Genomic DNA, 24713 nt, shown 5'->3' on the forward strand with positions numbered 1-24713 from the left:
ATGACTAAAGCATTATTAATGAGTAGTTCACGCATGGGAAACATGAATTATTTAGAACATGCTGATGAGCAAATTCATCGATTATTACAACATAAAAAACAAAATATTTTATTTATTCCTTATGCCGCAGTGACTTTTAGCTTTGATAAGTTTGAAGCCATTGTACAACCTGTATTTAGAGCCTTAGGTTATGAATTAAAATCCATTCATCATTTTAGCGACCCGATTAGTGCAGTGCAGGAAGCACAAGCTATCGCAATTGGTGGGGGAAATACATTCGCTCTACTAAAACGCCTATACGATGCCAAAATTGTTGACGTAATTTCCCAGCGCGTCAAACAGGATGGAGTACCTTATATGGGGTGGAGTGCAGGAAGTAATGTTGCAACCCCTACGATCCGTACAACTAATGATATGCCTATTGTTCAACCACCTTCATTTAATTCACTGAACATATCACCATTTCAAATTAACCCACACTTTATTTCTGGCAAACCAGTTGGTCACAATGGGGAAAGCCGCGAAGAACGTTTAAATGAATTTTTGACGATTAACCCAACCGAAGAGTTAATTGCCCTCTACGAAGGTACCGCGTTATTTATTGAAAATGAACAAGGCACTATTTTAGGTGACCAAAATGCATTATGGCTACGTGGCCCCGATAAAATTGAAGAAATTACCACTAACCAACCTTTCCGATTAGATATGATTAAAGGAGCATAATAATGTCATTGAACTATGTTAGCCAAGTCTATGAGTTATTGGACAGCCCCCATGTTGATGGGGAAAAAATGTCCTCGTTATTAAGCTCTGTTAGCCCCGACCATGCTCAAATCACGGTGACCTCAGTCAACTACGAGGCTCCTGAAGATACTCGTCAATTATGCCATTTTATTAAGGTTGTCATTCCCGGTACAGAGGGAAAACTATCTGGTGGAAATTACCCAACACTTGGTATTATTGGCCGTTTAGGGGCACAACAAGCGCAACCTAATCGAATCGGGTTAGTGTCTGATGCTGATGGCTCTATTGTTGCCTTTGCAAGTGCGATGAAACTACTTGATATGGCAGCAAAAGGTAGCCGGCTTAAAGGGGATGTGATTATAACCTCCCATATTGCAACCCATGTTTCGATAACCCCTCATGACCCTGTCGACTTTATGGGGATGCCCGTTTCCTCAGCTACGATGAATAAATACGAAGTCGATAAACAGATGGATGCCATTTTATCTATCGATACATCCAAGGGAAATAGTATTATTAAACACCGAGGAATTGCGATTTCACCAACTGCCAAGCAAGGCTATATTTTGCGAGTTTCTCCAGATTTAGTGCGTTTAATGGAATATGCGACTGGTGATGTAGCAAAAACATTCCCAATTACCACGCAAGATATTTCCCCTTATGAAAACGGTGTTTATCATTTCAATTCCATTATGCAACCCCATGTTGCTACCCATGCTCCTGTAGTTGGCTTAGCCATCACAGCCAAAGCACTGGTCCCCGGTAGCGAAACCGGTGCAAGTTATGAAAGTGAACTTGTTGATGCTACAAGGTTTACTGTTGAAGTTGCGAAGCAGTTTTGTTGGAACAAAATACGCTTTTACCAACAAGACGAGTATGATGTGTTGTATAACTTGTACGGCTCCCTTGCACAAATTCAAGGTTAATTTAGCGAAAAAAGGTCACTATCAAAGTGACCTTTGGGTTTTATGATAAACCGTTATGCATCATTACTGATTTTCTTTTTTGTCATCGCCATCGCAATTATCAACAGTAGGATCAAGAAAATGGATAAGGTTAATAATAACGAATAGAAACCATTCCATTGGTATTTTTCAATCACCAACGATAGCGGATAACCTGCAATTGATGCCCCAATATAAGCAAATAAGCTAACAAAGCCTGTTGACGCACCCGCAGCATTTTTATGTGAATTTTCAGCAGCGGCCATCGCAATAAGGAACTGTGGACCAAAAATAAAGAAACCAGTCATAAAAAATAAGAATGAAAATACATATTCGTTATCAACTGGCACAATCCATAAACAGAATGACGTTATGATAATCCCTAGCGCATATATGACATTCATCTGCGCACGATTACCTTTAAAGATTAAGTCAGAACCCCATCCAGCTACGATAGCCCCAAAAAAGCCACCAATTTCAAACATCATAACGACGGCGTTCGCAGACAGTAGATTAAAACCATGATCTTCAATTAAGTAAAGATTAGCCCAGTCGTTGATCCCGGTTCTAATGATATATATTACGGCATAAGACAGCGCTAATACCCACAATACCTTATTTTTAAAAATATACTGATTAAGGATCTGGCCTAGTGGTAACCCCGCCCCTTTGGCTTCATATTTTAATTCTTCAATGTCATTGCGCCATTCACCAACTGTCGGTAGCCCCATCGTACGCGGCCTATCACGTAGCAAAATACACAAACCAATACCAATCACAATAGCAATAACACCAGGGATAATCATTCCGTAGCGCCACCCTAATGCTAATGCAACACCACCAGACAAAATTGGAATTATGGCACCGCCAATATTATGCGAGGTATTCCAAATCGCCCACCATAGACCCCGCTCATTACGTGAGTACCATGTATTGAGGATTTTCGCACAAGGTGGCCATCCCCACCCTTGGAAGAATGCATTTACCATCCATAACACAATAAACATGGATATGGATGATGTTAAACCGAATAGAATATTCACGACCCCAGTGGCAATTAACCCAACCCCCATAAAGTAGCGTGGATTAGAGCGGTCACCGATGATCCCAGACAGAAACTTAGAAGCGCCGTAAGTTAGGTAAAAAGCTGTCCCAACCATTCCGATATCACCCTTTGTGATCCCCAAATCAGTTAGCATTTCAGGCATAACAAAGTTAAAACTTTTGCGTGTGAAATAAAAAACAGCATAACCAATATAACTAACAATCATTAAATGCAGACGCCAGTATTTATATTTTGCGTCGATTTCCGATTTTGACATCGTTACTGGCACATCTGGTTGTTCCTTAAATATTGACATATTGAATCCTACTAAAAGTATTAGCAGGCAAAAATATGACAATACATTGATAGCAACAATAGGTGAATTTACTTAAATGTTACAGTTTTATTACATTTTTATTTCAATTTGTTACCGACATCAAAAAAACTTAATCGATTAAGCTTCATTTTTTAATGAGTGAATTGGTTATGCCAATTGTTTTGATGACACAATATTCACACCCTGAATAGGATTGACTGCGCCTTCGAGTAGCGCTGAGGCTATATTAGTTGCAGGGCTAATTTGGCAACTTGCAGGAAGCAAACGAGATAAAAACGAAATAACCCGTATTACCACCACTTCACCAAGGCGTTCTTGGCTTCTGTGACCACTAATGACATTTGGACGCACTATTGTTAAAGAAGAAAACCCCAATGATATTAAACGCTTTTCAAGCTCCCCTTTCACTCGGCTATAGAAAAAAGGGGAATTAGCATTAGCGCCTAATGCCGAAGTCAAAACAAAGGTTGGACAATGCCATTTTTTAGCGAGCTCAGCACAGGCTAACGGGTAATCATAATCAACTCGGCGAAATGCAGCCTTTGACCCTGCTACTTTCATTGTTGACCCTAAAGTACACACCACCGCATCAACTCCCCAAAGATCTGCCTCATCTGGCAAATGATTAAAATCAACCGTTGGCGCCCATAACTTAGCATGCTCAGGTAAATCACGGCGCGTAGGCGCAATAACCTGCGTGACTCGAGGGTCAGCTAAAGCTAATGATAATACATGGCTACCGACTAGCCCTGTTGCCCCAACAATGAGTAATTTCACTTTATTTCTCCATGAGTCAGCAGTGAACCCTAACTATAGCTTAGCATTGCATCGCGCTTATTGCCTTTGCTAGCTCTCCCATAATGAATAATTTTCTTCCCGACTCAAAGGTTTGTATCCCTTTTGTTGTTTGTTTGTGAAAAACGCTTGATATTGACAATGATTCTAAAGATAATCATTCTCAATATCATTTCTATTATCAACAAATTTAGTGTGGTAAATAATATGACAGCGCCAGTTGCAGAACACAACGTCGAAACGGCAAAGCAAACCGTTAAAGCTGACGTAATAGAAAGCCAACAACTCTTGGGGCCTAATGGCAAGGTCTCAATTCAACATAATGGCGAACTTTATTTATTAAGACAAACACGTACAGGTAAATTGATTTTAACTAAGTAGTCTGTGCCAAAAATATAAATCGCAAGCCACCTAGGTTATTATCCAGGCAGCCAGCTTAACCTAAGCATAGGAAAGGTTTCTTATGGAGTTTAAACTGACGTCTGTATACCCTATTTTTGCCTCTGGGCACCCTGTATACATAAATAACTATTCGATCCACCAACATGGTTTTACACCATTCTATTTGCGTAAAATGACAGATAACGTTACTCCGTTATCACAACCAAACTACGCCTATCTCAGTGATCTACAGTCATTAACTCCCCTTTTTTCTTATGCTAGCGCACCACTTACACTCAATTTCCCCTGTGTGATACCAAAGTCAGTTCCCCCTGACCCACTCACTTTTATTTAGCCATAAGCTGCTAATTAATAAATATTTAACTCATTCTGTTTAATACAGCGAAAAATAAAATACGTTATGGAGTCTCACAATTATGTCCCATGTTTTACGAGTGTCAGTTATAACCAGTGCGATATTGGGGGTTATAGCCAGTGCACAGGCCCAAACCACTGAAGTCTCATCCAAAAAGAATGCCAACGATATTATGACCGTCTATGCCACTGGGACTGAGCGCGATAGCTTTGATACACCAATGATGGTGACTGTAATCAAAAATAATTCCCCAGAAACCGAAACTGCAAATAACGTGAATGATATTTTACGTAAAGTGCCTGGAATTGGTGTGACAGGAACCGCTCGCACCAATGGCCAAGATATTTATATGCGTGGTTTTGATCGCAATGGGATTTTGACGCTTGTTGACGGTGTACGACAAGGTACTGATACGGGCCATATTAATGGTACCTTTATTGACCCTGCCTTGATTAAGCAAGTGGAAATCATTCGAGGCCCTTCAGCTTTGCTATATGGTAGTGGTGCCATGGGGGGAGTCATCGCGTGGGAAACCGTTGATGCGAAAGATTTATTACGTGAAGGGCAAAACCACGGCTTCCGTGTATTTACCCAAGGCTCAACTGGAGATCATAGTATTGGCTTTGGTGGTACCGCTTTTGGTCGTAGCGACAACCTTGATGGCGTATTCAGTTTCGTGACCAAAGAGACTGGCGATATTCGCATGAGTAATGGCGATGACATGGATAACAAAGAGACTATTGGCAACCTATTAGCTAAAGGAACATGGCAAATAGACGATACGCAAAAATTATCAGGCCAACTCCGTTACTACAACAACGATGCTCACGAGCCAAAAAACCCTCAAGAGCTCACTAGTACACCTAAAAACTTAAAAGTTAACCGCACGACTCGCCAACGTGATGCACAAGCGACATACCATTTAAAACCGTCTTCACAGAATTGGCTCGACCTAAAAGTGACGCCTTATTATTCAGAGGTCAATATCACAGCCAAAGGGCAAGGCACCCCTTATGAGGGGCGTACGCAAAAAACCTCTGGTATAAAGATTGATAATAAAACTAATTTCTACGACTTACCTGTTGCTTCGCATAACTTAACCTATGGCAGCGAAGCTTATCAGCAAAAACAAACCCCTTACGCGGCAGCCACTCAATTCCCTGATGCTGAGATCACCTTTGCTTCTGGCTTTTTACAAGATGAGATCACCTTAAAAGATTTACCTGTTTCGTTCATTATCGGCACGCGTTATGACCATTATAAATCGAAAGCGAAAGGTAATGAAAAAGTCAAAGAAGGTAAATGGTCATCTAAAGGAGCAGTCAGTATTACGCCAACTGACTGGTCAATGCTGTTTGCTTCATATTCTGAAGCATTTCGCGCACCTACCATGATGGAAATGTATAACGATAGCATTCACTTCCCTATGGGACTGAATAAATTTAACAGATGGCGTCCTAACCCAAACTTAAAACCAGAAACAACTCGGACAGCTGAATATGGCTTTGGTTTGCGTTTTGATGACTTAATGATGGCTCGTGACAACCTACAGTTTAAAGCGAGCTACTTTGATACTAAAGCGAAAGACTACATCAATACCGACGTTAATATGGTGGAAAACTACACCACCTCTATCAATGCCAAGCGCGCCAAAATTTGGGGTTGGGATGCTTCTCTCGATTATACAAATGATTATGCCAAATGGAGTTTAGCTTACAACCGCACTGAAGGAATTAATGAATTCAATGGTGAGTCAATTACCTCCATCAAGCCAGAATCCGTCACAAGCAACCTGTCAATCCCTGTCGCCAATAGTGGGTTCTCTGTAGGCTGGTTAAGCGAATTTACACGCCACACCAATTTCAATAAAGCCTCAAAAGCCCCTAAACAAGCGGGGTATGCAGTTCATGACTTTTACGTCAGTTACCAAGGTGATGGGCAGCTCAAAGGGTTAGGAACGAGTGTGGTACTAGGCAATGCCTTCGACAAAGAATATTACTCATCGCAAGGCATTCCGCAAGATGGTCGTAATGCCAAGCTACTTGTCAGCTTCCAATGGTAATTCACACAATTTAAGGAGATACACGTGAATTCAACACTTTTCGAGCGTTACCAACAAGCTAAAGCAGAGAATAAAGCCAGATACGCTCGTGATCTTGCCGCTTATTTAAATGTTTCTGAAGCACAACTGCTACACAGTCGTGTGGGTCATGATAAAGCTGTGCGCTTAGATATTGATGCACCTACGCTTCTGACCGAATTGGCTAGTGTTGGGAAAGTCAAAGCTATTACTCGCAACGAATACGTGGTTCATGAGCAAGTTGGTCGCTATGACAATGCCACATTTAGCCCGCATGGTGGGTTAATTTTGAACCCTCGCGCACTTGATTTGCGGATGTTTTTTAGTCACTGGGATGCGATTTTTGCCCTGACTGAAGAAAGCAAACAAGGTGAACGCCACAGTATTCAGTTCTTTGACAAACATGGTGATGCTCTACATAAGGTCTATACCACTGAAGAAACGGATATGGCGGCTTGGTATGCGCTAATTGACAAATACACAACCCAAGATAATGCAGAATTAGTTCATCAGCCCATCGTTCCTTTTACCAGTCAACCTATTAGCGAAGAACTAAAGCGCCAGTTAGAACAACAATGGCGCGATATGACGGATGTCCATCAGTTTTTTGTGTTGTTAAAGAAAAATAACTTAAGCCGCCAGCAAGTTTTTGCCGCTGTTAGCGATGATTTAGCTTGGAAAGTCCCTAATGATTCCTTCAATCAGCTGATTAATACTGCATTTAAGGATCAGAATGAAATCATGATTTTTGTGGGCAACCGCGGATGTGTGCAAATTTTTACTGGTGAAATAAAAAAAATCATGCCATACCAAAGCGAAGGTTCAGACTTAAAGTGGCTAAACATTTTCAACCCTGATTTCACCTTGCACATGATTGAAAATGGCATTGCCGAATGCTGGGTAACTCGTAAACCCACACAAGATGGCTTTGTAACTAGTCTTGAAGTCTTTGATAACCAAGGAAATCAAATCGCACAAATGTATGGGCAGCGTACCGAAGGGACTCCAGAGCAAGAGCAATGGCGCCAACAAGTCACCGCATTACCACGCATTTAAAACTAGGTAACTTATTATGAAACAATGGCTTCTAACAATTGCAACGCTGGTCATATCTATGAGTGCTTACGCAACAGAACGTATCGTCACTTTAGGTGGTGACGTCACTGAAATTGTGTATGCCCTAGGAGCGGAACAACAACTCGTTGCCCGCGATAGCACCAGCCTTCACCCCGAGCAAGCAACCAAACTTCCTGATGTTGGCTACATGCGGATGCTAAATGCGGAGGGCGTGTTATCCATGCGCCCAACACTCGTACTAGCGAGTGAGCTCGCAAAACCTTCGATGGCATTATCACAAATAGAAAAAAGTGGTGTAAAAATCATCAAGGTAACGGGGAAGCCTAATTTAGAAGCCATTCCCAAAAAAATTGAGACTATTGCTAACGCCGTGGGAAAAACGAGCCAAGGCGAGCAACTTATTAATCAATTTAATCAAGCACTAAGCCAGGTCAATACAACGCCTATTGATAAAAAAGTTCTATTTATCATGAGCCATGGCGGAGTCCTGCCCCTTGCAGCAGGGAAGCAGACTGCCGCAGATAGTGTTATCAGCGCCATCGGGGCAAAAAATGCGATGTCTAACTTTGAGAGTTACCGCCCTTTATCTCAAGAAGGGTTACTCTCAAGCCAACCTGATTTAATCGTGTTTACGGAAGAAGGCGTTAAGTCACTAGGGGGGATCGATAAAGTGTGGAAATTACAGGGAATGTCAATGACACCAGCAGGGAAAAACAAAGCTCTGCTCGTTGTTGACGATGTCGGTATGCTCACCTTTAGCTTAGGTACCCCTCAAGTCATGCAACAACTACGTGAGGCATTAGAAAAGTCCCAATGAGCCGTTTTAAAAACCCATTTTTGGTGATTATCGTTTTATTTCTAATGCTTTGTGGCCTGACCGTTCTCGCATCTAATGCAGGTGCAATGAACTTTTCATTTAAAACGCTGTGGCAAGCTTCTGCCACAGATACCGACTGGCAAATTTGGTTAAACATTCGCCTGCCGCGTATTTTAATTGCAATCCTAGTCGGCCTTGCACTCGCTGTTTCAGGTGCAATTATGCAGGGCCTATTTCGTAATCCGCTTGCGGACCCAAGTTTATTGGGGATTAGTAGTGGTGCTGCTTTATCCGTTGCCGCTTTTATTGTTTTTTCCATTTCATTGCCGACGGTTATGCAGGGCTATGGTCACGTTGCTGCCGCATTCGTGGGTAGCCTGACCGTTTCTTTCATTATTTTTAGTTTGAATCGTTCATCAAATGGCAATCTAGCACGGCTTTTATTAGCCGGAATTGCCATTAATGCATTGTGTATGTCATTTATTGGGGTTCTTAGCTATATCAGTAATGACCAACAACTCAGAACATTTAGCTTATGGATGATGGGAACACTCGGGAATGTTGACTGGCCTTCATTGGCTATTGCCGCTTCCGTTATTTTGCCCATCAGTGTTGTCTGTTTAGCACAAGGGAACAAGCTTAATATCTTACAACTCGGCGATGAAGACGCTCATTATCTTGGCCTAAATGTTGAACGCGCTAAATTTATTTTACTCTTCCTTAGCGCCATGTTGGTCGGCTGTGCTGTTGCGATGAGCGGTGTCATTGGTTTTGTTGGCTTAGTCGTTCCGCATTTGATCCGCATGACACTTGGCCCTGATCACCGCTGGTTAATCCCAGGTTCTGCGATAGTCGGTGCTTCACTACTCTTAATTGCCGATACTATTGCGCGAACAGCTGTTGCCCCTGCAGAAATACCTGTTGGTTTACTCACTGGCCTTATTGGTGGCCCCTATTTCTTATGGTTGATTCTACGGCAACCCGCGGGGAAAATTTAAATGACGCAAATGAAACCAACATTGTTAGAAGCCAAAAATCTATCTTACAAAATCCACGACAAAACCTTGATCCAAGATATCAGTTTATCGATAGGACAAGGGGAAATGGTCGTTATTATTGGGCCTAATGGTGCAGGTAAATCCAGTTTATTGAAGTTACTCACCGGCTACAATACTCCAACTCAAGGTGCTTGCTTTTTAGAAGGCAAGGCACTATCCGATTGGGATCACAACCACTTAGCACGTAAACGCGCTGTCATGAAACAGCATAGTCACCTGCAATTTGCATTTACGGTTGAAGATGTAGTTGCTATGGGGAGAACACCTTATGGCTCTGAAAACAAGCACCTTGCCATTGATGAGGCGTTATCACAAACGCACTGCCAACCATTGCGCCAACGGGATTACCGGCAGCTTTCAGGGGGGGAACAACAGCGAGTCCAATTAGCGCGCGTGTTAGCCCAATTATGGCAGCCAACCCCACAACCGGCTTGTTTATTTCTTGATGAGCCAACCTCTGCTCTCGATTTATACCACCAACAGCATAGCCTACGGTTATTACACCAACTCACTCGTGAACAGCCACTAGCAGTTTGCTGCGTATTGCATGACCTTAACCTTACAGCATTATATGCGGATAAAGTCTTATTAATCCATGATGGTCAACTTGTGGCGAAAGGTTCTCCTACTGATGTATTAACCACCGAAAACCTAACGCGTTGGTATCAAGCAGATTTAGGCGTCACTCTACACCCTGAAAATAACACGCCATATATTTATTTACGCCATTGATTTATTTATAATATTAATTACCCCATAAGCACTTTAACTCATAACTTGCTAAAGTGCTTTTATTTACCCTTTAATCTAATTATCTGTCACTATTTAAAATAGCCCTACTCTTATAAGTTGTTGCTGTGATCATTTATTTCCTGCATAGCCTATTGATTTACCATTATTAAATATACAACGTGGTTATTATTCTAAAAATGAGTAGAATCAAAACAATACGTTAATAATAAGCCTAAATTAAAAAATAAATATCAAGTAATTTCACTTAGAATGCATGTGTGATTTAGTAAAGCTGACAAGGAAGCACATGGAAAATAATATCATAACAACATTAATAGAATTAACACACCGAGGAAATGATGATGTAAAAATAGCGGCCATATCTGCATTGGGGGATTATCGAGCCACAGTTGAGCAGCAGACGGCTATCACTCGGCTACTTGCATTATGCAAAGACCCAAATAAAGATGTTGCGGTATCTGCAATAAAAGCATTAAGTAAACTTTCTGACCACTTTTAATCTATGGGTAATACTATTTTTTCGAGTCATGCTATTGTATATAGCACTCACCTTCTAGCTTATTGTCATAAACTTTAACAGGCTTTCTTATTCCCTGAAAAATCACCATTGAACCTGATACCGACGAAGATAAACCCCTATGATTTATTAGGTAATTTGGTGATTAAACCCTCTCATAAAATAGCACACAGCAGCCGAGTTTTTTTAATATTATTTATAATTTTATTTTGCTAATATCAACGTTCCTGTACTTTAATAATTAGGAAATTAATAATATTAATATATTTTTCCCATCTATTTTTAATAATAGTATTTTTTAGGATAAATTATGGATCATAGAGTGTTAGAAACATTTCTTCGTTTAACTAAACGAAAAAATGATGACGTCAAAATAGCCGCCATTTCAGCTTTAGGTAACTGTAAACTACCTATTGAGCAAAATAATACAATTAACCGATTACTTGAACTCTGTCATGACCCAAATAGAGATGTTGCAATAAGTGCAATCAATGCTGTGAGCAAATTATTAAACCAACACTTTGAATAGAATAATACTCTGAAATTTGTTATCTAAATATTTCTAATTTTTATAATAAAAAAGTGAAACTCATTATCGAGCCCCACTTTTTGTGTTTTAGCTATTTTATTTCAAATGTAATGCATGGAACGCAATGTGCTCACCAATAAAACTACTAATAAAATAGTAACTGTGGTCATAACCATCGCGTAAATTTAATGTATATGCATGCTGTTTTTTATCGCAAATATCAGCAAACAATTCAGGCTTTAACTGTTCTTTATAAAAAGGGTCCGCCGTACCCACATCGACTAATATTGGGGGAATAGAGTCCGCGTTTTCAAGCAAATTTACCGTATCGTATTGAGACCAACGCTCCCGTTCATCCCCTAAATATGCCGTAAATGCTTTTTGCCCCCATGGAACTTGAGATGGAGCCACAATAGGTGCAAACGCAGATAAACTACAATAACGGCCCGTATTACGTAAGCCAATCATCAGTGCCCCATGCCCACCCATGGAATGACCAAAAATGGAGCGCTTATCTGAAGCGGGTAAATGAGCTTCGACCAAAGTGGGTAATTCCGACACAATATAATCATACATTTGGTAATGGCTATTCCATGGAGCTTGCAGAGCATTAATGTAAAAACCTGCTCCTTGACCCAAGTCATAAGCCTCATCATCCGCCACTTTAGCCCCTCTAGGGCTTGTGTCAGGGGCTACCAAAATAACACCATGCTGAGCAGCAAACTGCTGCGCACCCGCCTTAGTAATAAAATTTTGCTCATCGCAGGTTAACCCTGACAACCAATAAATCACTGGGCAAGGCTGAATTTTTGCCTGAGGCGGTAAATAGGCAGCAAATTTCATTTCACAGCCAAGCACCGTAGATTGATGTTGATAAACATCTTGCCACCCCCCAAAAGAGGCATGGCGTTCAATTCTCTCCATGACTCCCTCCCTTAGTCGTAGTGAATAACTGTACGAATTGATTTACCTTCATGCATTAAATCAAATGCTTCATTAATGCTATCTAATGGTAAGGTATGTGTCACAAACGGCGCGAGTTCGATATCCCCTTTCATTGCATCTTCAACCATTTTTGGTAGTTGACTACGCCCTTTCACACCACCAAATGCAGTGCCTCGCCATGAACGACCTGTAACCAATTGGAATGGGCGAGTCGATATTTCCTGCCCTGCACCAGCAACACCAATAATAATTGATTGCCCCCAACCACGGTGGGCACTTTCCAATGCTGCTCGCATCACATTGACATTACCGATACATTCAAAAGTATGGTCAACCCCCCACTCCGTCATTTCAATTAATACCTGCTGGATGGGTTTATCATAATCTTTAGGGTTTAAACATTCCGTTGCACCAAACTGACGTGCTAATTCAAATTTTGCGGGGTTAGTATCAATCGCAATAATGCGCCCAGCTTTTGCTTGTCTTGCCCCTTGAATGACAGCAAGGCCAATACCACCTAGACCAAATACAGCAACAGAATCACCTTCTTGTACTTTCGCCGTATTGTGAACTGCGCCAATACCAGTTGTTACACCGCAACCTAGTAAGCAAACCTCTTCATGATTGGCTTGCGGATTAATTTTCGCTAAAGAGACTTCTGCAACCACAGTATATTCACTGAAGGTTGAGCACCCCATATAATGGTAAATAGGTTGCCCGTTATAGGAAAAACGCGTTGTACCGTCAGGCATTACGCCTTTACCTTGTGTTGCCCGTACAGACACACACAAATTGGTTTTACCTGATTCACAGAAAACACACTTCCCACACTCCGCAGTATAAAGAGGAATAACATGGTCACCTACCTCAACACTTGTTACCCCTTCACCAACTTCCACAACAACCCCAGCACCTTCATGCCCTAAGACAACGGGGAAAAGCCCTTCTGGGTCATCGCCTGACAAGGTGAAAGCATCCGTATGACAAACACCCGTGTGGCTAATCTTAATTAACACTTCCCCAGCTTGAGGAGGCATTACATCAATCTCTACAATTTTCAGTGGTTCGCCTGGACCAAATGCGACGGCTGCACGTGATTTCATCATTATTCCTTATTTATTTATCGCAAGTATGTTCGAATCAATGAAATAGCATCATCCACTGAATCTTTTTGCAATTGTGTTGTTGCTGACTCTTGAAGCCCTTCGCGTAAGTGACTTTCTAATACCCCAGCCATCAAACCATTAACTGCACCGCGAATTGCCGCTATTTGCTGTAAAATCGCGGCGCATTCAGCTTCATTTTCCAAAGCCGACTCTAGAGCTAATAACTGCCCCTTTATTTTCCTGACTCTCGTCAGTACCGCTTTTTTTTCTTTTGGTGAATGTGGCATATTCAAGCCCTTCATTATACATAGGGGGAGTATAGTATCTAAGAGATTATCTGTACAGGGCTTATCTATTTGTTAAAATAAAAACTCAAAATTTCCCTTAGGAAGAAAATAAGTTATCTATTTGGTTTATAGTTTATAATTAACTTATATGCAGAGAAAGAAAGGTATAAAAGGGTTAAATACAGGGCTGAAAAGTAATTTTCCTCGCCCACTTAGGCGTAAAAAATTTTCGATAAAAAAATGCAAAGTAAATATTCCAAAGATGGGTTATCTACTTTGCAAATTAATAACCGCTATTTAGATTAGTTGTTCAAGGCTTTTAATCGGTTAATTTCTTCGCGAAGAATATCTATTTCTCGCTCTAATTTCTCAGTATCATCAAAGTGATACTGATTATTCAACCTCGTAGGGCCTGTCGCACCCGAATAATGGTCATAACAATTATTTTGTACCTTAGTAATCGCACGTTCTAACCCAGCAACTCTATTTCTATTCCCATGCATTTTGGCATATTTTAATTGCTTTTCTAATTGGTAAATTTTATTTTCACAACCATAGTATTTATATCCTGCCGAAGAAGATAATGGGATAAATAATATTGATAAAAATATTAACAATACTTTTTTCATTCAAGACTCCTACATACAAAAATTTTAATCGCTAAAATATAATCATTTTTGTACATTATTAAATATAGGCAAACTCCTAATTTAACTTAATTCAGTATAATATTACAAACAAAATACTAAAACACCATAATGATGATAAAGATTATTTATCATAAATACTGAATGAAGCTAAAAACATTCTTTCTGATGCTTTATTACAGACAGACATACTTTTCTTTGTTACTTTATGTTCAACGGACTATTCTACAAGGATGTAGCTAAAAATTTGTTCCTTAACCTTATCAATTTTCTCTGGTTAAGCATTATCCACCCAATCAAATCGATTAGTTTAATTCAACTATTATCGTTATATAGTCGTTTCCTGCCCTGATTAAACTGGCTTCTTAAACTTCTCATCAATTAAGCACTATTGGCTAATAGCCAGCGAATTTAATAAAAAACAGGATATAACGAATACTTTTTCTTGATTAAGAATAGGTCGAAACCATCACTGCTTTTCATTTTTATTTTGCGGCTATTTACGGAGTAACGCTATAGTATAGATTCTAAAGAAAATTACCCCCACAGAGAGTAGTAATGCACCCTTCTGAATTCGAATTAATATTTGCAAATGCTGACGAGCAACGTTTTCATAACGCATTAAAACAGGCGAGCCAAGCGTACCTGCACGCAAAACAAGATCATGTGTATGCAGGGAAAGTTGACCTAATAGCTATAGTGACCTTGTTTGCTATTGCTCTATTGAGTTACCTGCCAACACTGTTTACCTCGTCCACTTTGGTTTACGTATCCGCTTACTTTATATTCGTTCTACTTATTATGTTATTAAATGTAATAGGCCAACATGACGCTTGCCACAATACCCTGTTTAAAACACGCTGGAAAAATCGTGTATTTGGGCGCTTCGTAACCTTACCTCTAGGGCTAGAGCCTGAATTTTGGCGTACACGGCACGTTCATTATCACCATCATTACGCCAATATTGAACACTATGATCTAGATACTGAAGAAAATGGGGTTTTTCGCCAAACGCCATTCCAGAAATGGCGTCCCTTTATGAAATATCAACATATTTATTGGCCTTTTGTTGCCTCACTCTCATTGACATGGATTGCATTAGTATTTGATTGGTCAGATAGAACTGGGAAAACACGCTTAAAAACTCAAAAAGTTTTAGAGGGTAAGTTAGGATGGAGCCTCTTTCTTGCTAGCAAATTAGGCCATTTAATCTTAATGATAGGGTTGCCGTTATTCTTTGCTCATAGCCATGGGATCAGTTATACCACAATATTTATTACTTATTTATTAAGCCAAATGGTCGCCTCTATTTTTGTCATTTACTTGCTCCTCGGTACTCATTGGGCAGAAGCACAATTTTTTACCGCTCCTGATGACAAACAAATAAAACATGGTTGGTACCATCATAATTTTGTGACGGCTTGTGATTGGGTCCCTTCACCTCATTATTTGTGGCGCTTAACCGGTGGGTTAAATTACCACCTCACTCACCACCTTTTCCCTAATTGGCACCACCGTCATTACCCTGCTCTCGCCAAGATTTTGGCAACGCTCGCACAACAACATAACATGCCGTATCGTTGCATTAATTACAAACAGCTTGTTGCTGCGCAGTTACGTTTCTTACGACAAATGGGGGAGCCTCCCTTATCATAATTCCCTAAACAATGTTGTCTTATTCCCCCTTACTTTCGCAATGCCAGGCATATCCTAAATAAATTAATTTAGGATATGTCACCATTAAAATAATTACTTAAGAGTAACACGTTAGACTTTTGCTATTTTATTACTAAAAAAACATTGTTAATAACAATCAATTAAAACAATTGATTTAATTATTGATATAAAAATAAGCAACCCATTATCCTTCATTACAACCAACACCTTTTATTTATCATTTATTTAGCATTAATTTATTAAGAAATTATTAAGTCGGACATTACGTTTATTGATGATTTATTTAAGTTATAAAAAATATAATCGAAGAAAAATTATATTTAAAACTACACACTACAATTTTAGAATGGTTAAAACTCGCATGAAAAAAGCAGAGTATTTTATAAAACAATTACGCACATTTGTTGTCAGTGATAAAACGTATCTGGCTAATAAATTCACTAAAAATCTTAATTATCGTCCTGATTTTAAAGCCCCGAAAAGCTTTAATGAGAAGGTGAATTTTAGGATGCTACGTGACAAAAACCCACTTTACACTCAGTTTGCAAATAAACTAGCCGTACGTGATTATGTTTCCCGTACAATAGGTAATGAATATTTAGTCCCTATTTTAGCGACCTATAAAAATGCCAATGAAATCATTATTGATGACCTACCGGAACGTTTTGTTTTAAAATGTAGTCATGATAGCGGCAGTAGCGTTATATGTAATAATAAAGCGGAATTTAATTGGCCTAAAGCAAAGGATAAATTGGCATTTCATTTAACCAAAAACCTTTATTACATTACTCGTGAACGTCATTATAAAAATATTCCAGCACGCATTATCTGCGAGGAATATATTGATTTATTTGCCAATAAAAACAAAAAACTCGTGCCTGAAACATGCCGTGTTCACTGTTTCTCTGGTAAACCTGTTTATGCTGAAATTGATTATACTGATGAGCTTGGTAATGAATTTATTAACATCTATGATGTTAATTGGCAGTTGCAGCCCGTTACCTTTGGCTACCCGAATATGTTGGACCCTGTTCCTGAACCACCATTGTTTAAAGAAATGTTACGTCTAGCCGAAATCCTGGTCACTCCTTTTGACTACTGTCGAGCCGACTTTTTAATGTCAGATGAAAATACACTTTATTTTAGTGAGTTGACCTTTGCACCAAATGCAGGCAGAACAGAAATATCGCCTCTTTCATGGGACTTTAAACTGGGGGAATTGTGGGAGCAGCGGATCACACCAGCAAAAAATGATGTTCCTGTAGGGGCTAAACTCGCCACCCCTGCCGCTAACAAGAAAAAATAATACTAAATAAAACAAAAGGCTCTGTACTAAGTAACAGAGCCTTTTTGTTGTTGGCAAACTGAGTAAATTTAATTCGCCAAAACACTCGCTTTACGGCGTAAGCTAGCAATTAACATATAAATTGCCGTTACCAACAATACAAGGAAGAAGAAATCCACTAGCCCATTCTGCTGGTTTAAAAAAGTCCCAGCTGCTATCGGCCCCATTGCTGAGCCAATACTATAACTAAATAGCATAACCTGAGTTGCTGCAACAATATAGGACGAATCAAGGTTGTCACAAGCTAAGGTAATTGCAACAGGATATAGCGCAAATGTTGACATCCCTAATAATGCTAGAGCCACAATCATGACTAAATAATCGCTAGAGATATAAATCACCCCCATCGCGAAAACACCTAACAAAGAAACCATCGCCAATAATAATGTTTTACTCATCATAACAGATAACTTGCTGACGACTGGCTGAATTAACATCCCACCTAAAATAATTGAAGCCATCAAAACACCCACTTGGTCAGTGGTAAATTGATCTTTTTTCAATGATAGTGGCATTAACCCATAGATAGTGCCCATCGTCATACCCGAAACCATGCAACCAATAATTGCGGGTTTACTTAAACGAGATATTTTCTTTAATGATAATTTTTGGTGTGAGCCACTTTCAGGCTGGCCTCCACGCACAAATAATGGCGGCATAACAGCTAATAATAATAACCCTAAAACCACCATAAAAGGGTATGCACCATGCGTACCAATAACGCCAATCGCCAATTGACCGAGTGTTGTCCCGCCATATAATGAAGTCATATAAAAACTTAGGCGTTTTGCTCGTTCTTTAGGGTTATCACCAATCAATAACCAAGATTCAACAACGACAAAAATACCGGCGACAGCAACCCCTGCGATTAAGCGGTTCGGCAGCCAAGCTTCAATGGTAGGAACCCAAGGTAGTACAATCACCGTTGCCGCTAACATTAACAGAAAACCAATAAATGCTAAGCGATGGCCTATTTTTGCAATAACAGGTTCAATCAGCATTGAACCAATTAATAAGCCAATATAATAAGCGCTGGCTAACCACCCGGCATATTGTGTGTCAATGCCAAAACTCCCCATCGACAGAGGAATTAAGCTCATTAAATAACCCGATGCAATAGCAAAAATCGTTAACCCTGCAACAGGAACGAATGCATTGTCGCGTTTGCGCATGATAGTAGTGGACTGATTCACGCCCCACTCTCCAACTAACAAAGTAAATAATATGCGCTGCAACTACATCGTAGAATACGACAACGTTGTGTTCTTAAAAAAGGAACACAATTCGGCGATTAGTGCAGTAGTAAAATAACAAAGGTAAGACTAATTTGAGCGCAATATAGATCGTTCAATCGCTAAGTTAAAATGAGAAAATCTAATGGTGACTAGCAAAATAATTTATGTGAGAAAAATCACGTTTTTTACGAGGGATAACTTAGATAAAACACGGGTACAAAAAATAAATTATCACATTAAAAACAATAAGTTAAACAAAACTAAGCTTAAATAGTTTCTGTTACTTTTTGATACAACTTAAGTAATATTCCAAGTAGCGAAAAGTGCTATCCCACAAAATAATTCATTTATTAATTTATTCATTACAATATTGACTATATAAAACCAATCACCCCCAACTATTTTATATTCAATAACCCCATCACTTTTTCTTTTTATATAAGCGTAGGCATTAGATGATTCGTTTCCAAAATAGCCAACACTTAACTTATAGCTCATAAAATAATTACGGAGTGTTTAATCAATGCCAATGATAACTGACCGACTTAAGTTGAAAGACGACGCCAAAGTGTTGTTCTACTAATCCCTAAATACTGAGCTACGGCTTTGCGGTCCCCATTAAACCGAGCCATCACTTGCTCTAATGACTCATCAAGTTTATTTTCCGTTACTATTTCAGTGCCGTCATCGATATGCCTTTCTGGTGACAAACTCATTAACATCGTTTTTGTAATTGCTTTTTCTGGATAAGCGCTGCAATACAATGCCACACGCTCCATTAAATTTCTCAATTCACGTACGTTACCAGGCCACGCATAATTGACAAAAAAATCACGGCTATCCAACAATTGCTGGACCCGAAATGAAGGTAATGGCAGCATCAAACCTGCAAATGCTAGCTTTAATAACCTTTCAGCTAGCACCAAAATATCGTCTCCGCGCTCATTGAGAGCAGGCACTCGCATTCTTAGCACCCCAAGTCGGTAAAAAAGATCAGCTCGAAAACGCCCTTCTTTTACCCAGCTATCTAAATCACAATGTGTCGCACAAATAACTCTCACATCCACCTGTAGAGGTTTATACCCCCCACCCGTACCACAGAACGCTCTTCCAGAACCCTAAGTAACCGAGTTTGTAATGCAATTGGCATCTCACCTATTTCATCTAAAAACAGCGTTCCACCATTCGCGATCTCAAATAACCCAGCACGACCACCGCGTCGAGACCCTGTAAATGCCCCTTCTTCATAACCGAAGAGTTCAGCCTCTAGCAATGTTTCCGGAATTGCGCCACAGTTTACAGCCACAAATGGCATATGTTTTTTACTGCGCTTATGTTGATTAAATAAGGTAAACTCATGATGGATTGCTTGTGCAACCATTTCCTTCCCTGTTCCACTGTCCCCTTGAATAAGTACAGTCGCATCTGAACGGGCATACAGCATAATCGTTTGCCGCACATGTTCCATGGGGGATGAAGAGCCAATCAAGTCATTGATAGTATAGCGAACTTTTGTAGGGTTAACGGGCAAATACTTATCTTGGGAACGACTATTTTGCTGTGATAATCTGCTCAGTTCAATCGCATCAGAAAATGCTTGTCGTATCGTTTGCGTCGAGTAAACAAAAATCCCTGTCATGCCCATTTCATCGGCAAGGTCCATAATCAAACCCGCACCAACCACGACTGATATTCCCATCGCTTTTAGAGCTTTAAGCTGCGATCTCGCATCTTCCGCTGTCACATAACTTCGTTGCTCAATATGCAAACCGAAGCGGGATTGAAACTCATCCAATGAAGGAATGATATTTTTATAATTGATAATTCCTACTTTATCGCTTATTTCTCTGGCCTTTGCTAATGATTGCATCACATCAAAGCCGCTGATTTTGACAATAATAACCGGAACTGAAACATGACTTTTCAAATAAGCCCCATTCGAACCTGCGCTAATAATGGCATCACAATGCCCTTCTTTTAAACGCTCACGTACGGCTTCTGCCGCCTGCTCAAAGCCAAGGTTTAATGGGGTAATGTCAGCTTGTTCGCTAAACTCAGGGCTAATATCCCGAAAAAGCGTGAATAATCTTGATACTGAGACGGTCCAAATAATCGGTTTATCCATAAAAACGATACCTTTCTCATGTTTCATTTTATGTTTCATTTAACAATATAATGTTTCAATGAAACAAAATAGCCTATTATTTAAAATCTGCTCTTAATGTCACAATTTAAATAAATTCTTAATCAATTGATTTCTAATAATTTTATAAAAAATATTTTTTATTTTTCAAACTGGCATACCAATTGCTATATGACTACCACTACAATAAATTTATTACATATCATTAACAATTAATGAGGCTACTATGTCATCGATTTCTGCTGGACAAAAATTTCGTGATGCAGTCACGCAAGAATCTCCATTGCAATTAGTGGGAACAATTAATGCCAACCACGCCTTACTCGCTAAACAAGCAGGTTATAAAGCTATCTATTTATCTGGTGGAGGGGTCGCTGCTGGGTCATTAGGCATGCCTGATTTAGGTATTTCAACATTAGATGATGTACTGATTGATATTCGTCGCATCACAGATGTGTGTGATTTACCGCTACTGGTTGATGCAGATATTGGCTTTGGCCCTTCCGCTTTTAATGTGGCTCGTACAGTAAAATCGTTCTGTAAAGCAGGAGCCGCTGGCTTGCACATTGAAGATCAAGTTGGTGCAAAGCGCTGTGGTCATCGCCCTAATAAAGAAATTGTCTCGACACAAGAAATGGTTGACCGTATTAAAGCGGCAGTTGATGCACGTACAGATGATAGCTTTGTGATTATGGCACGAACAGACGCCTTAGCTGTTGAAGGAATAGATGCCGCGCTTGAGCGAGCACACGCCTATATAGAAGCCGGTGCTGATATGCTATTTCCAGAAGCCATTACTGAACTATCCATGTACCAGCGCTTTACGAGTAATACATCCGCCCCAGTGTTGGCTAATTTAACTGAATTTGGCCAAACCCCGCTGTTTACCCTTGATGAGCTGCGCAGTGTCGGCATCGCAATTGCGCTTTACCCGCTTTCTGCATTTCGCGCGATGAATAAAGCAGCAGAACAGGTTTATTCCACACTACGTAAAGAAGGCACCCAAAAAAGTGTTATTCCTCTTATGCAAACACGGGAAGAACTTTATCAAAGCATTCATTACTACGATTATGAACAAAAACTTGATGCTTTGTTTGCTCAGAAAAAACCTTAATTCGTTAGGCCATCATATTTAACACAAGTTGCACCTCCTCTATCCCCTACAAGGAATAAATGATGAATGAACAACTTAATCGCCCTGAAGCATCTCAATTTAAACCTAAAAAATCTGTTGCGCTTTCCGGTATCGCGGCTGGAAATACCGCTCTTTGTACTGTAGGCCGTAATGGCAATGACCTACATTACCGTGGATTTGATATTCATGACTTAGCAACTCAGTGTGAATTTGAAGAGGTCGCTTATTTGCTGATCCACGATAGGCTTCCTACCGCAACCGAACTAGTCGCTTATAAAGAAAAACTAAAATCTTTTCGTGGGTTACCTGCCGATGTAAAAAAAACGCTAGAGTCCATTCCAGCTAATGCACACCCAATGGATGTCATGCGTACAGGGGTTTCAATGATGGGCTGTGTCCTTCCAGAAAAAGAATCCCATTCCTTTTCTGCTGCTAGAGATATCGCTGACCGCTTACTGGCGTCGTTAGGCTCAATGTTACTGTATTGGTATCATTTTAGTCATCATGGACGCCGCATAGAGACCCAAACCGATGATGACTCTATTGGCGCACATTTTTTACATTTATTACACGGTAAAAAGCCCCCTGCACAGTGGGAAAAATACATGCATATTGCCTCTATTTTATACGCAGAGCATGAATTTAATGCATCCACTTTTGCAGCCAGAGTTATTGCAGGTACAGGGACAGACTTTTATTCCGCAATGACCGGTGCTATTGCTGCACTTCGAGGTCCTAAACACGGTGGAGCAAATGAAGTTTCATTAGAAATTCAGCAACGTTATGCATCGATGGATGAAGCTGAACAAGACATTATGTCTCGTGTAAAAAATAACGAGGTGATTATTGGTTTCGGTCATCCCGTTTATACCCTCGCCGACCCACGCCATCCCATTATTAAATCGGTGGCTTTACAGTTATCTGAACAAAACTTAAATCGTCATTTATACACGGTTGCTGACCGCATTGAATCCGTGATGAAACGCGAAAAAAATATGTTTCCTAATTTAGATTGGTTTTCCGCAGTGGTGTATCACTTGATGGGCATCCCAACCGCCATGTTTACCCCATTGTTTGTCATGGCACGTACTGCGGGCTGGTCTGCTCATATTCTTGAACAACGACAAGACAATAAAATTATTCGCCCTTCAGCCAACTACATTGGCCCTGAAAATCAACTATTTACTCCGATAGAACAGCGCTAATAAAGGTAAAATAATGACAACTCAAACCGTTAATTCGCAGAAAATTGAATTTGATAAAGTGATCAGCGACATTGTTGATTATGTAGTGAATTACCCCATTGTCTCTGATTTAGCTTACGATACGGCCTATCATTGCCTGTTAGATACATTAGGTTGTGGCATGGAGTCGCTCGAATACCCCGCTTGCAAAAAATTGCTGGGCCCTATCGTCCCCGGAACAATCGTACCTAATGGCACAAAAATTCCTGGTACACAGTTTCAATTAGATCCTGTTCAAGGCGCATTTAATCTCGGTACAATGTGTCGCTGGTTAGATTTTAACGATACTTGGCTTGCCGCTGAATGGGGGCACCCTTCTGATAACCTAGGGGGGATTTTAGCAACAGCAGATTGGTTATCGAGAGAGAACATCAGCAAAGGAAAACCGCCATTAGTGATTAGAGATGTTTTAACCGCAATGATTAAAGCCCATGAAATTCAAGGTTGTATTGCGCTAGAAAACGCCTTTAACAAAGTGGGTCTCGATCATGTTATTTTAGTTAAAGTAGCATCAACCGCCGTTGTTGCTCACATGTTAGGGTTAGAAAGAGAACAGATCCTAAATGCAGTTTCTCAAGCGTGGATTGATGGTCATAGCTTACGGACTTATCGACATGCGCCCAATACGGGCTCGCGTAAGTCATGGGCAGCCGGTGATGCCACATCACGAGCAGTTAGGCTTGCGTTAATGGCTCAAAAAGGTGAAATGGGCTACCCAACCGCTTTGACTGCTAAAACATGGGGCTTCTATGATGTTTTGTTTGATGGGAAACCACTGACTTTTCAACGTCCTTATGGTTCATATGTTATGGAAAATGTTTTATTTAAAATTTCCTTCCCAGCAGAATTTCACTCACAAACAGCAGTTGAAGCGGCTTTACAGCTCTACCAAACGCTATTGAAATTAGGCAAAACGGCGCAAGACATTGAGTCTATCGCTATCCGTACACATGAAGCATGCATCCGTATTATCGATAAAAAAGGCCCATTGCATAACCCTGCTGATCGCGATCATTGTATTCAATATATGGTGGCAGTCCCATTAATTTTTGGTCGCCTCACCGCTGCTGACTACGAAGACAATATTGCAAATGATAGTCGTATTGATGAACTACGGGCAAAAATGCACTGTTATGAGGACCCTAATTTCACGCAGGATTATCACGACCCAGAAAAACGTTCGATCAGTAATGGGGTAACCATCACCTTAAAAGATGGCCAAGTGCTAGAAGAGGTCGTAATCGAATACCCTGTCGGCCACAAACGTCGTCGTAAAGAGGGAATGCCATTATTATTACAGAAATTTAGAATAAACTTGGCAAGACAATTCCCTGAAGCCCAGCAACTACGTATTCTTAAAGCATCCCTTGATAAACCACTATTGGAAAAAATGCCGGTGAATGAATATATGGATTTATTTGTTATTTAATATTGTTTTTGTAACTGTTTCCGTCCTCTAATGTGAACAGCACCTCAAAAGTTGGACGCCATTAGTC

The 24713-nt window shown here is 40.1% G+C and carries 24 protein-coding genes and 1 pseudogene; 16 read left to right on the forward strand and 9 right to left on the reverse strand.

Annotated features, from left to right (window positions below; all coding sequences use genetic code 11):
* Positions 1-723, forward strand: coding sequence for a dipeptidase PepE (gene pepE / locus RB151_RS14695; RefSeq protein ID WP_042844993.1), 723 nt, complete (start codon positions 1-3; stop codon positions 721-723).
* 2 nt (positions 724-725) lie between these two features.
* Positions 726-1670: a DUF1177 domain-containing protein gene (locus tag RB151_RS14700; protein WP_048607809.1), complete on the forward strand. Its 945-nt coding sequence runs from the start codon at positions 726-728 to the stop codon at positions 1668-1670.
* A gap of 53 nt (positions 1671-1723) precedes the next feature.
* Here the strand turns inward: RB151_RS14700 and uhpC are convergent, their stop codons facing one another.
* Positions 1724-3049, reverse strand: coding sequence for an MFS transporter family glucose-6-phosphate receptor UhpC (gene uhpC, locus RB151_RS14705; RefSeq protein WP_042844996.1), 1326 nt, complete (start codon positions 3047-3049; stop codon positions 1724-1726).
* Between the two features lie 168 nt (positions 3050-3217).
* Entirely contained in the window at positions 3218-3847 is a 630-nt protein-coding gene (locus RB151_RS14710; RefSeq protein ID WP_042844998.1) for an NAD(P)H-binding protein, read from the reverse strand.
* A gap of 225 nt (positions 3848-4072) precedes the next feature.
* Between RB151_RS14710 and hemP the strand changes: the two genes are divergently transcribed.
* From hemP to RB151_RS14750, 9 genes are all read left to right on the forward strand, one after another.
* Entirely contained in the window at positions 4073-4246 is a 174-nt protein-coding gene (gene hemP, locus RB151_RS14715) for a hemin uptake protein HemP (protein ID WP_094301214.1), read from the forward strand.
* A gap of 82 nt (positions 4247-4328) precedes the next feature.
* Complete coding sequence (locus tag RB151_RS23220) at positions 4329-4601, forward strand: hypothetical protein (protein ID WP_129466200.1); 273 nt, start codon at positions 4329-4331, stop codon at positions 4599-4601.
* Between the two features lie 82 nt (positions 4602-4683).
* Entirely contained in the window at positions 4684-6684 is a 2001-nt protein-coding gene (locus RB151_RS14720) for a TonB-dependent hemoglobin/transferrin/lactoferrin family receptor (RefSeq protein ID WP_071548268.1), read from the forward strand.
* 24 nt (positions 6685-6708) lie between these two features.
* Complete coding sequence (locus tag RB151_RS14725; RefSeq protein ID WP_042845003.1) at positions 6709-7758, forward strand: hemin-degrading factor; 1050 nt, start codon at positions 6709-6711, stop codon at positions 7756-7758.
* Positions 7759-7774: 16 nt separating this feature from the next.
* Complete coding sequence (locus tag RB151_RS14730) at positions 7775-8596, forward strand: heme/hemin ABC transporter substrate-binding protein (protein ID WP_042845005.1); 822 nt, start codon at positions 7775-7777, stop codon at positions 8594-8596.
* Positions 8593-9594: a FecCD family ABC transporter permease gene (locus tag RB151_RS14735; protein ID WP_071548269.1), complete on the forward strand. Its 1002-nt coding sequence runs from the start codon at positions 8593-8595 to the stop codon at positions 9592-9594. The genes RB151_RS14730 and RB151_RS14735 overlap by 4 nt, the downstream gene beginning before the upstream one ends.
* Positions 9595-10386 (forward strand): heme ABC transporter ATP-binding protein, encoded by a 792-nt coding sequence (locus RB151_RS14740; RefSeq protein WP_395347456.1) that lies wholly within the window; start codon positions 9595-9597, stop codon positions 10384-10386. It begins immediately after the preceding gene.
* Positions 10387-10693: 307 nt separating this feature from the next.
* Complete coding sequence (locus tag RB151_RS14745) at positions 10694-10906, forward strand: HEAT repeat domain-containing protein (RefSeq protein ID WP_042845008.1); 213 nt, start codon at positions 10694-10696, stop codon at positions 10904-10906.
* A 328-nt stretch (positions 10907-11234) separates the two neighbouring features.
* Positions 11235-11453 carry a HEAT repeat domain-containing protein gene (locus tag RB151_RS14750; protein WP_042845009.1) on the forward strand — a complete coding sequence of 73 codons (219 nt, stop codon included), beginning with the start codon at positions 11235-11237 and terminating at the stop codon, positions 11451-11453.
* A gap of 96 nt (positions 11454-11549) precedes the next feature.
* Here RB151_RS14750 and fghA read toward each other — a convergent pair whose 3' ends face one another.
* From fghA to RB151_RS14770, 4 genes are all read right to left on the reverse strand, one after another.
* The gene (fghA, locus tag RB151_RS14755; RefSeq protein WP_042845010.1) at positions 11550-12377 is read right to left on the reverse strand and encodes an S-formylglutathione hydrolase; all 828 of its coding nucleotides are present in this window, start codon (positions 12375-12377) and stop codon (positions 11550-11552) included.
* An 11-nt stretch (positions 12378-12388) separates the two neighbouring features.
* The gene (locus tag RB151_RS14760) at positions 12389-13501 is read right to left on the reverse strand and encodes an S-(hydroxymethyl)glutathione dehydrogenase/class III alcohol dehydrogenase (protein ID WP_042845011.1); all 1113 of its coding nucleotides are present in this window, start codon (positions 13499-13501) and stop codon (positions 12389-12391) included.
* A 17-nt stretch (positions 13502-13518) separates the two neighbouring features.
* Complete coding sequence (frmR, locus tag RB151_RS14765) at positions 13519-13791, reverse strand: formaldehyde-responsive transcriptional repressor FrmR (RefSeq protein WP_042845012.1); 273 nt, start codon at positions 13789-13791, stop codon at positions 13519-13521.
* Between the two features lie 302 nt (positions 13792-14093).
* Entirely contained in the window at positions 14094-14420 is a 327-nt protein-coding gene (locus tag RB151_RS14770) for a DUF1090 family protein (protein ID WP_042845013.1), read from the reverse strand.
* 576 nt (positions 14421-14996) lie between these two features.
* On the opposite strand from RB151_RS14770, the gene RB151_RS14775 reads away from it, so the two are divergent.
* Together RB151_RS14775 and RB151_RS14780 are read left to right on the forward strand one after the other, a co-directional pair.
* On the forward strand, positions 14997-16094 hold the full coding sequence (locus RB151_RS14775; protein ID WP_042845014.1) for a fatty acid desaturase family protein: 1098 nt from the start codon (positions 14997-14999) through the stop codon (positions 16092-16094).
* A 382-nt stretch (positions 16095-16476) separates the two neighbouring features.
* Positions 16477-17421, forward strand: a complete 945-nt coding sequence (locus RB151_RS14780; protein ID WP_042845015.1) for an ATP-grasp fold amidoligase family protein — start codon at positions 16477-16479, stop codon at positions 17419-17421.
* A 68-nt stretch (positions 17422-17489) separates the two neighbouring features.
* Here the strand turns inward: RB151_RS14780 and RB151_RS14785 are convergent, their stop codons facing one another.
* The 3 genes and pseudogenes from RB151_RS14785 to prpR form a co-directional block, all read right to left on the reverse strand.
* Positions 17490-18632 carry an MFS transporter gene (locus RB151_RS14785; protein WP_042845016.1) on the reverse strand — a complete coding sequence of 381 codons (1143 nt, stop codon included), beginning with the start codon at positions 18630-18632 and terminating at the stop codon, positions 17490-17492.
* Positions 18633-18992: 360 nt separating this feature from the next.
* A complete protein-coding gene (locus RB151_RS24385) occupies positions 18993-19193 on the reverse strand; it encodes a hypothetical protein (protein WP_071548270.1) in 201 nt (66 codons plus the stop codon).
* A gap of 47 nt (positions 19194-19240) precedes the next feature.
* Positions 19241-20820, reverse strand: a pseudogene (gene prpR, locus RB151_RS14795) (propionate catabolism operon regulatory protein PrpR).
* Positions 20821-21064: 244 nt separating this feature from the next.
* On the opposite strand from prpR, the gene prpB reads away from it, so the two are divergent.
* The 3 genes from prpB to RB151_RS14810 all read left to right on the forward strand — a co-directional run bounded on the left by prpB (position 21065) and on the right by RB151_RS14810 (position 24646).
* Positions 21065-21952, forward strand: a complete 888-nt coding sequence (gene prpB / locus RB151_RS14800) for a methylisocitrate lyase (RefSeq protein ID WP_042845017.1) — start codon at positions 21065-21067, stop codon at positions 21950-21952.
* A 62-nt stretch (positions 21953-22014) separates the two neighbouring features.
* A complete protein-coding gene (gene prpC, locus RB151_RS14805) occupies positions 22015-23178 on the forward strand; it encodes a bifunctional 2-methylcitrate synthase/citrate synthase (protein ID WP_042845018.1) in 1164 nt (387 codons plus the stop codon).
* A 13-nt stretch (positions 23179-23191) separates the two neighbouring features.
* Positions 23192-24646: a bifunctional 2-methylcitrate dehydratase/aconitate hydratase gene (locus tag RB151_RS14810; RefSeq protein ID WP_071548271.1), complete on the forward strand. Its 1455-nt coding sequence runs from the start codon at positions 23192-23194 to the stop codon at positions 24644-24646.
* Positions 24647-24713: the final 67 nt, after the last annotated feature.

This window comes from Providencia rettgeri, from assembly GCF_001874625.1.
GTDB lineage: Bacteria > Pseudomonadota > Gammaproteobacteria > Enterobacterales > Enterobacteriaceae > Providencia > Providencia huashanensis.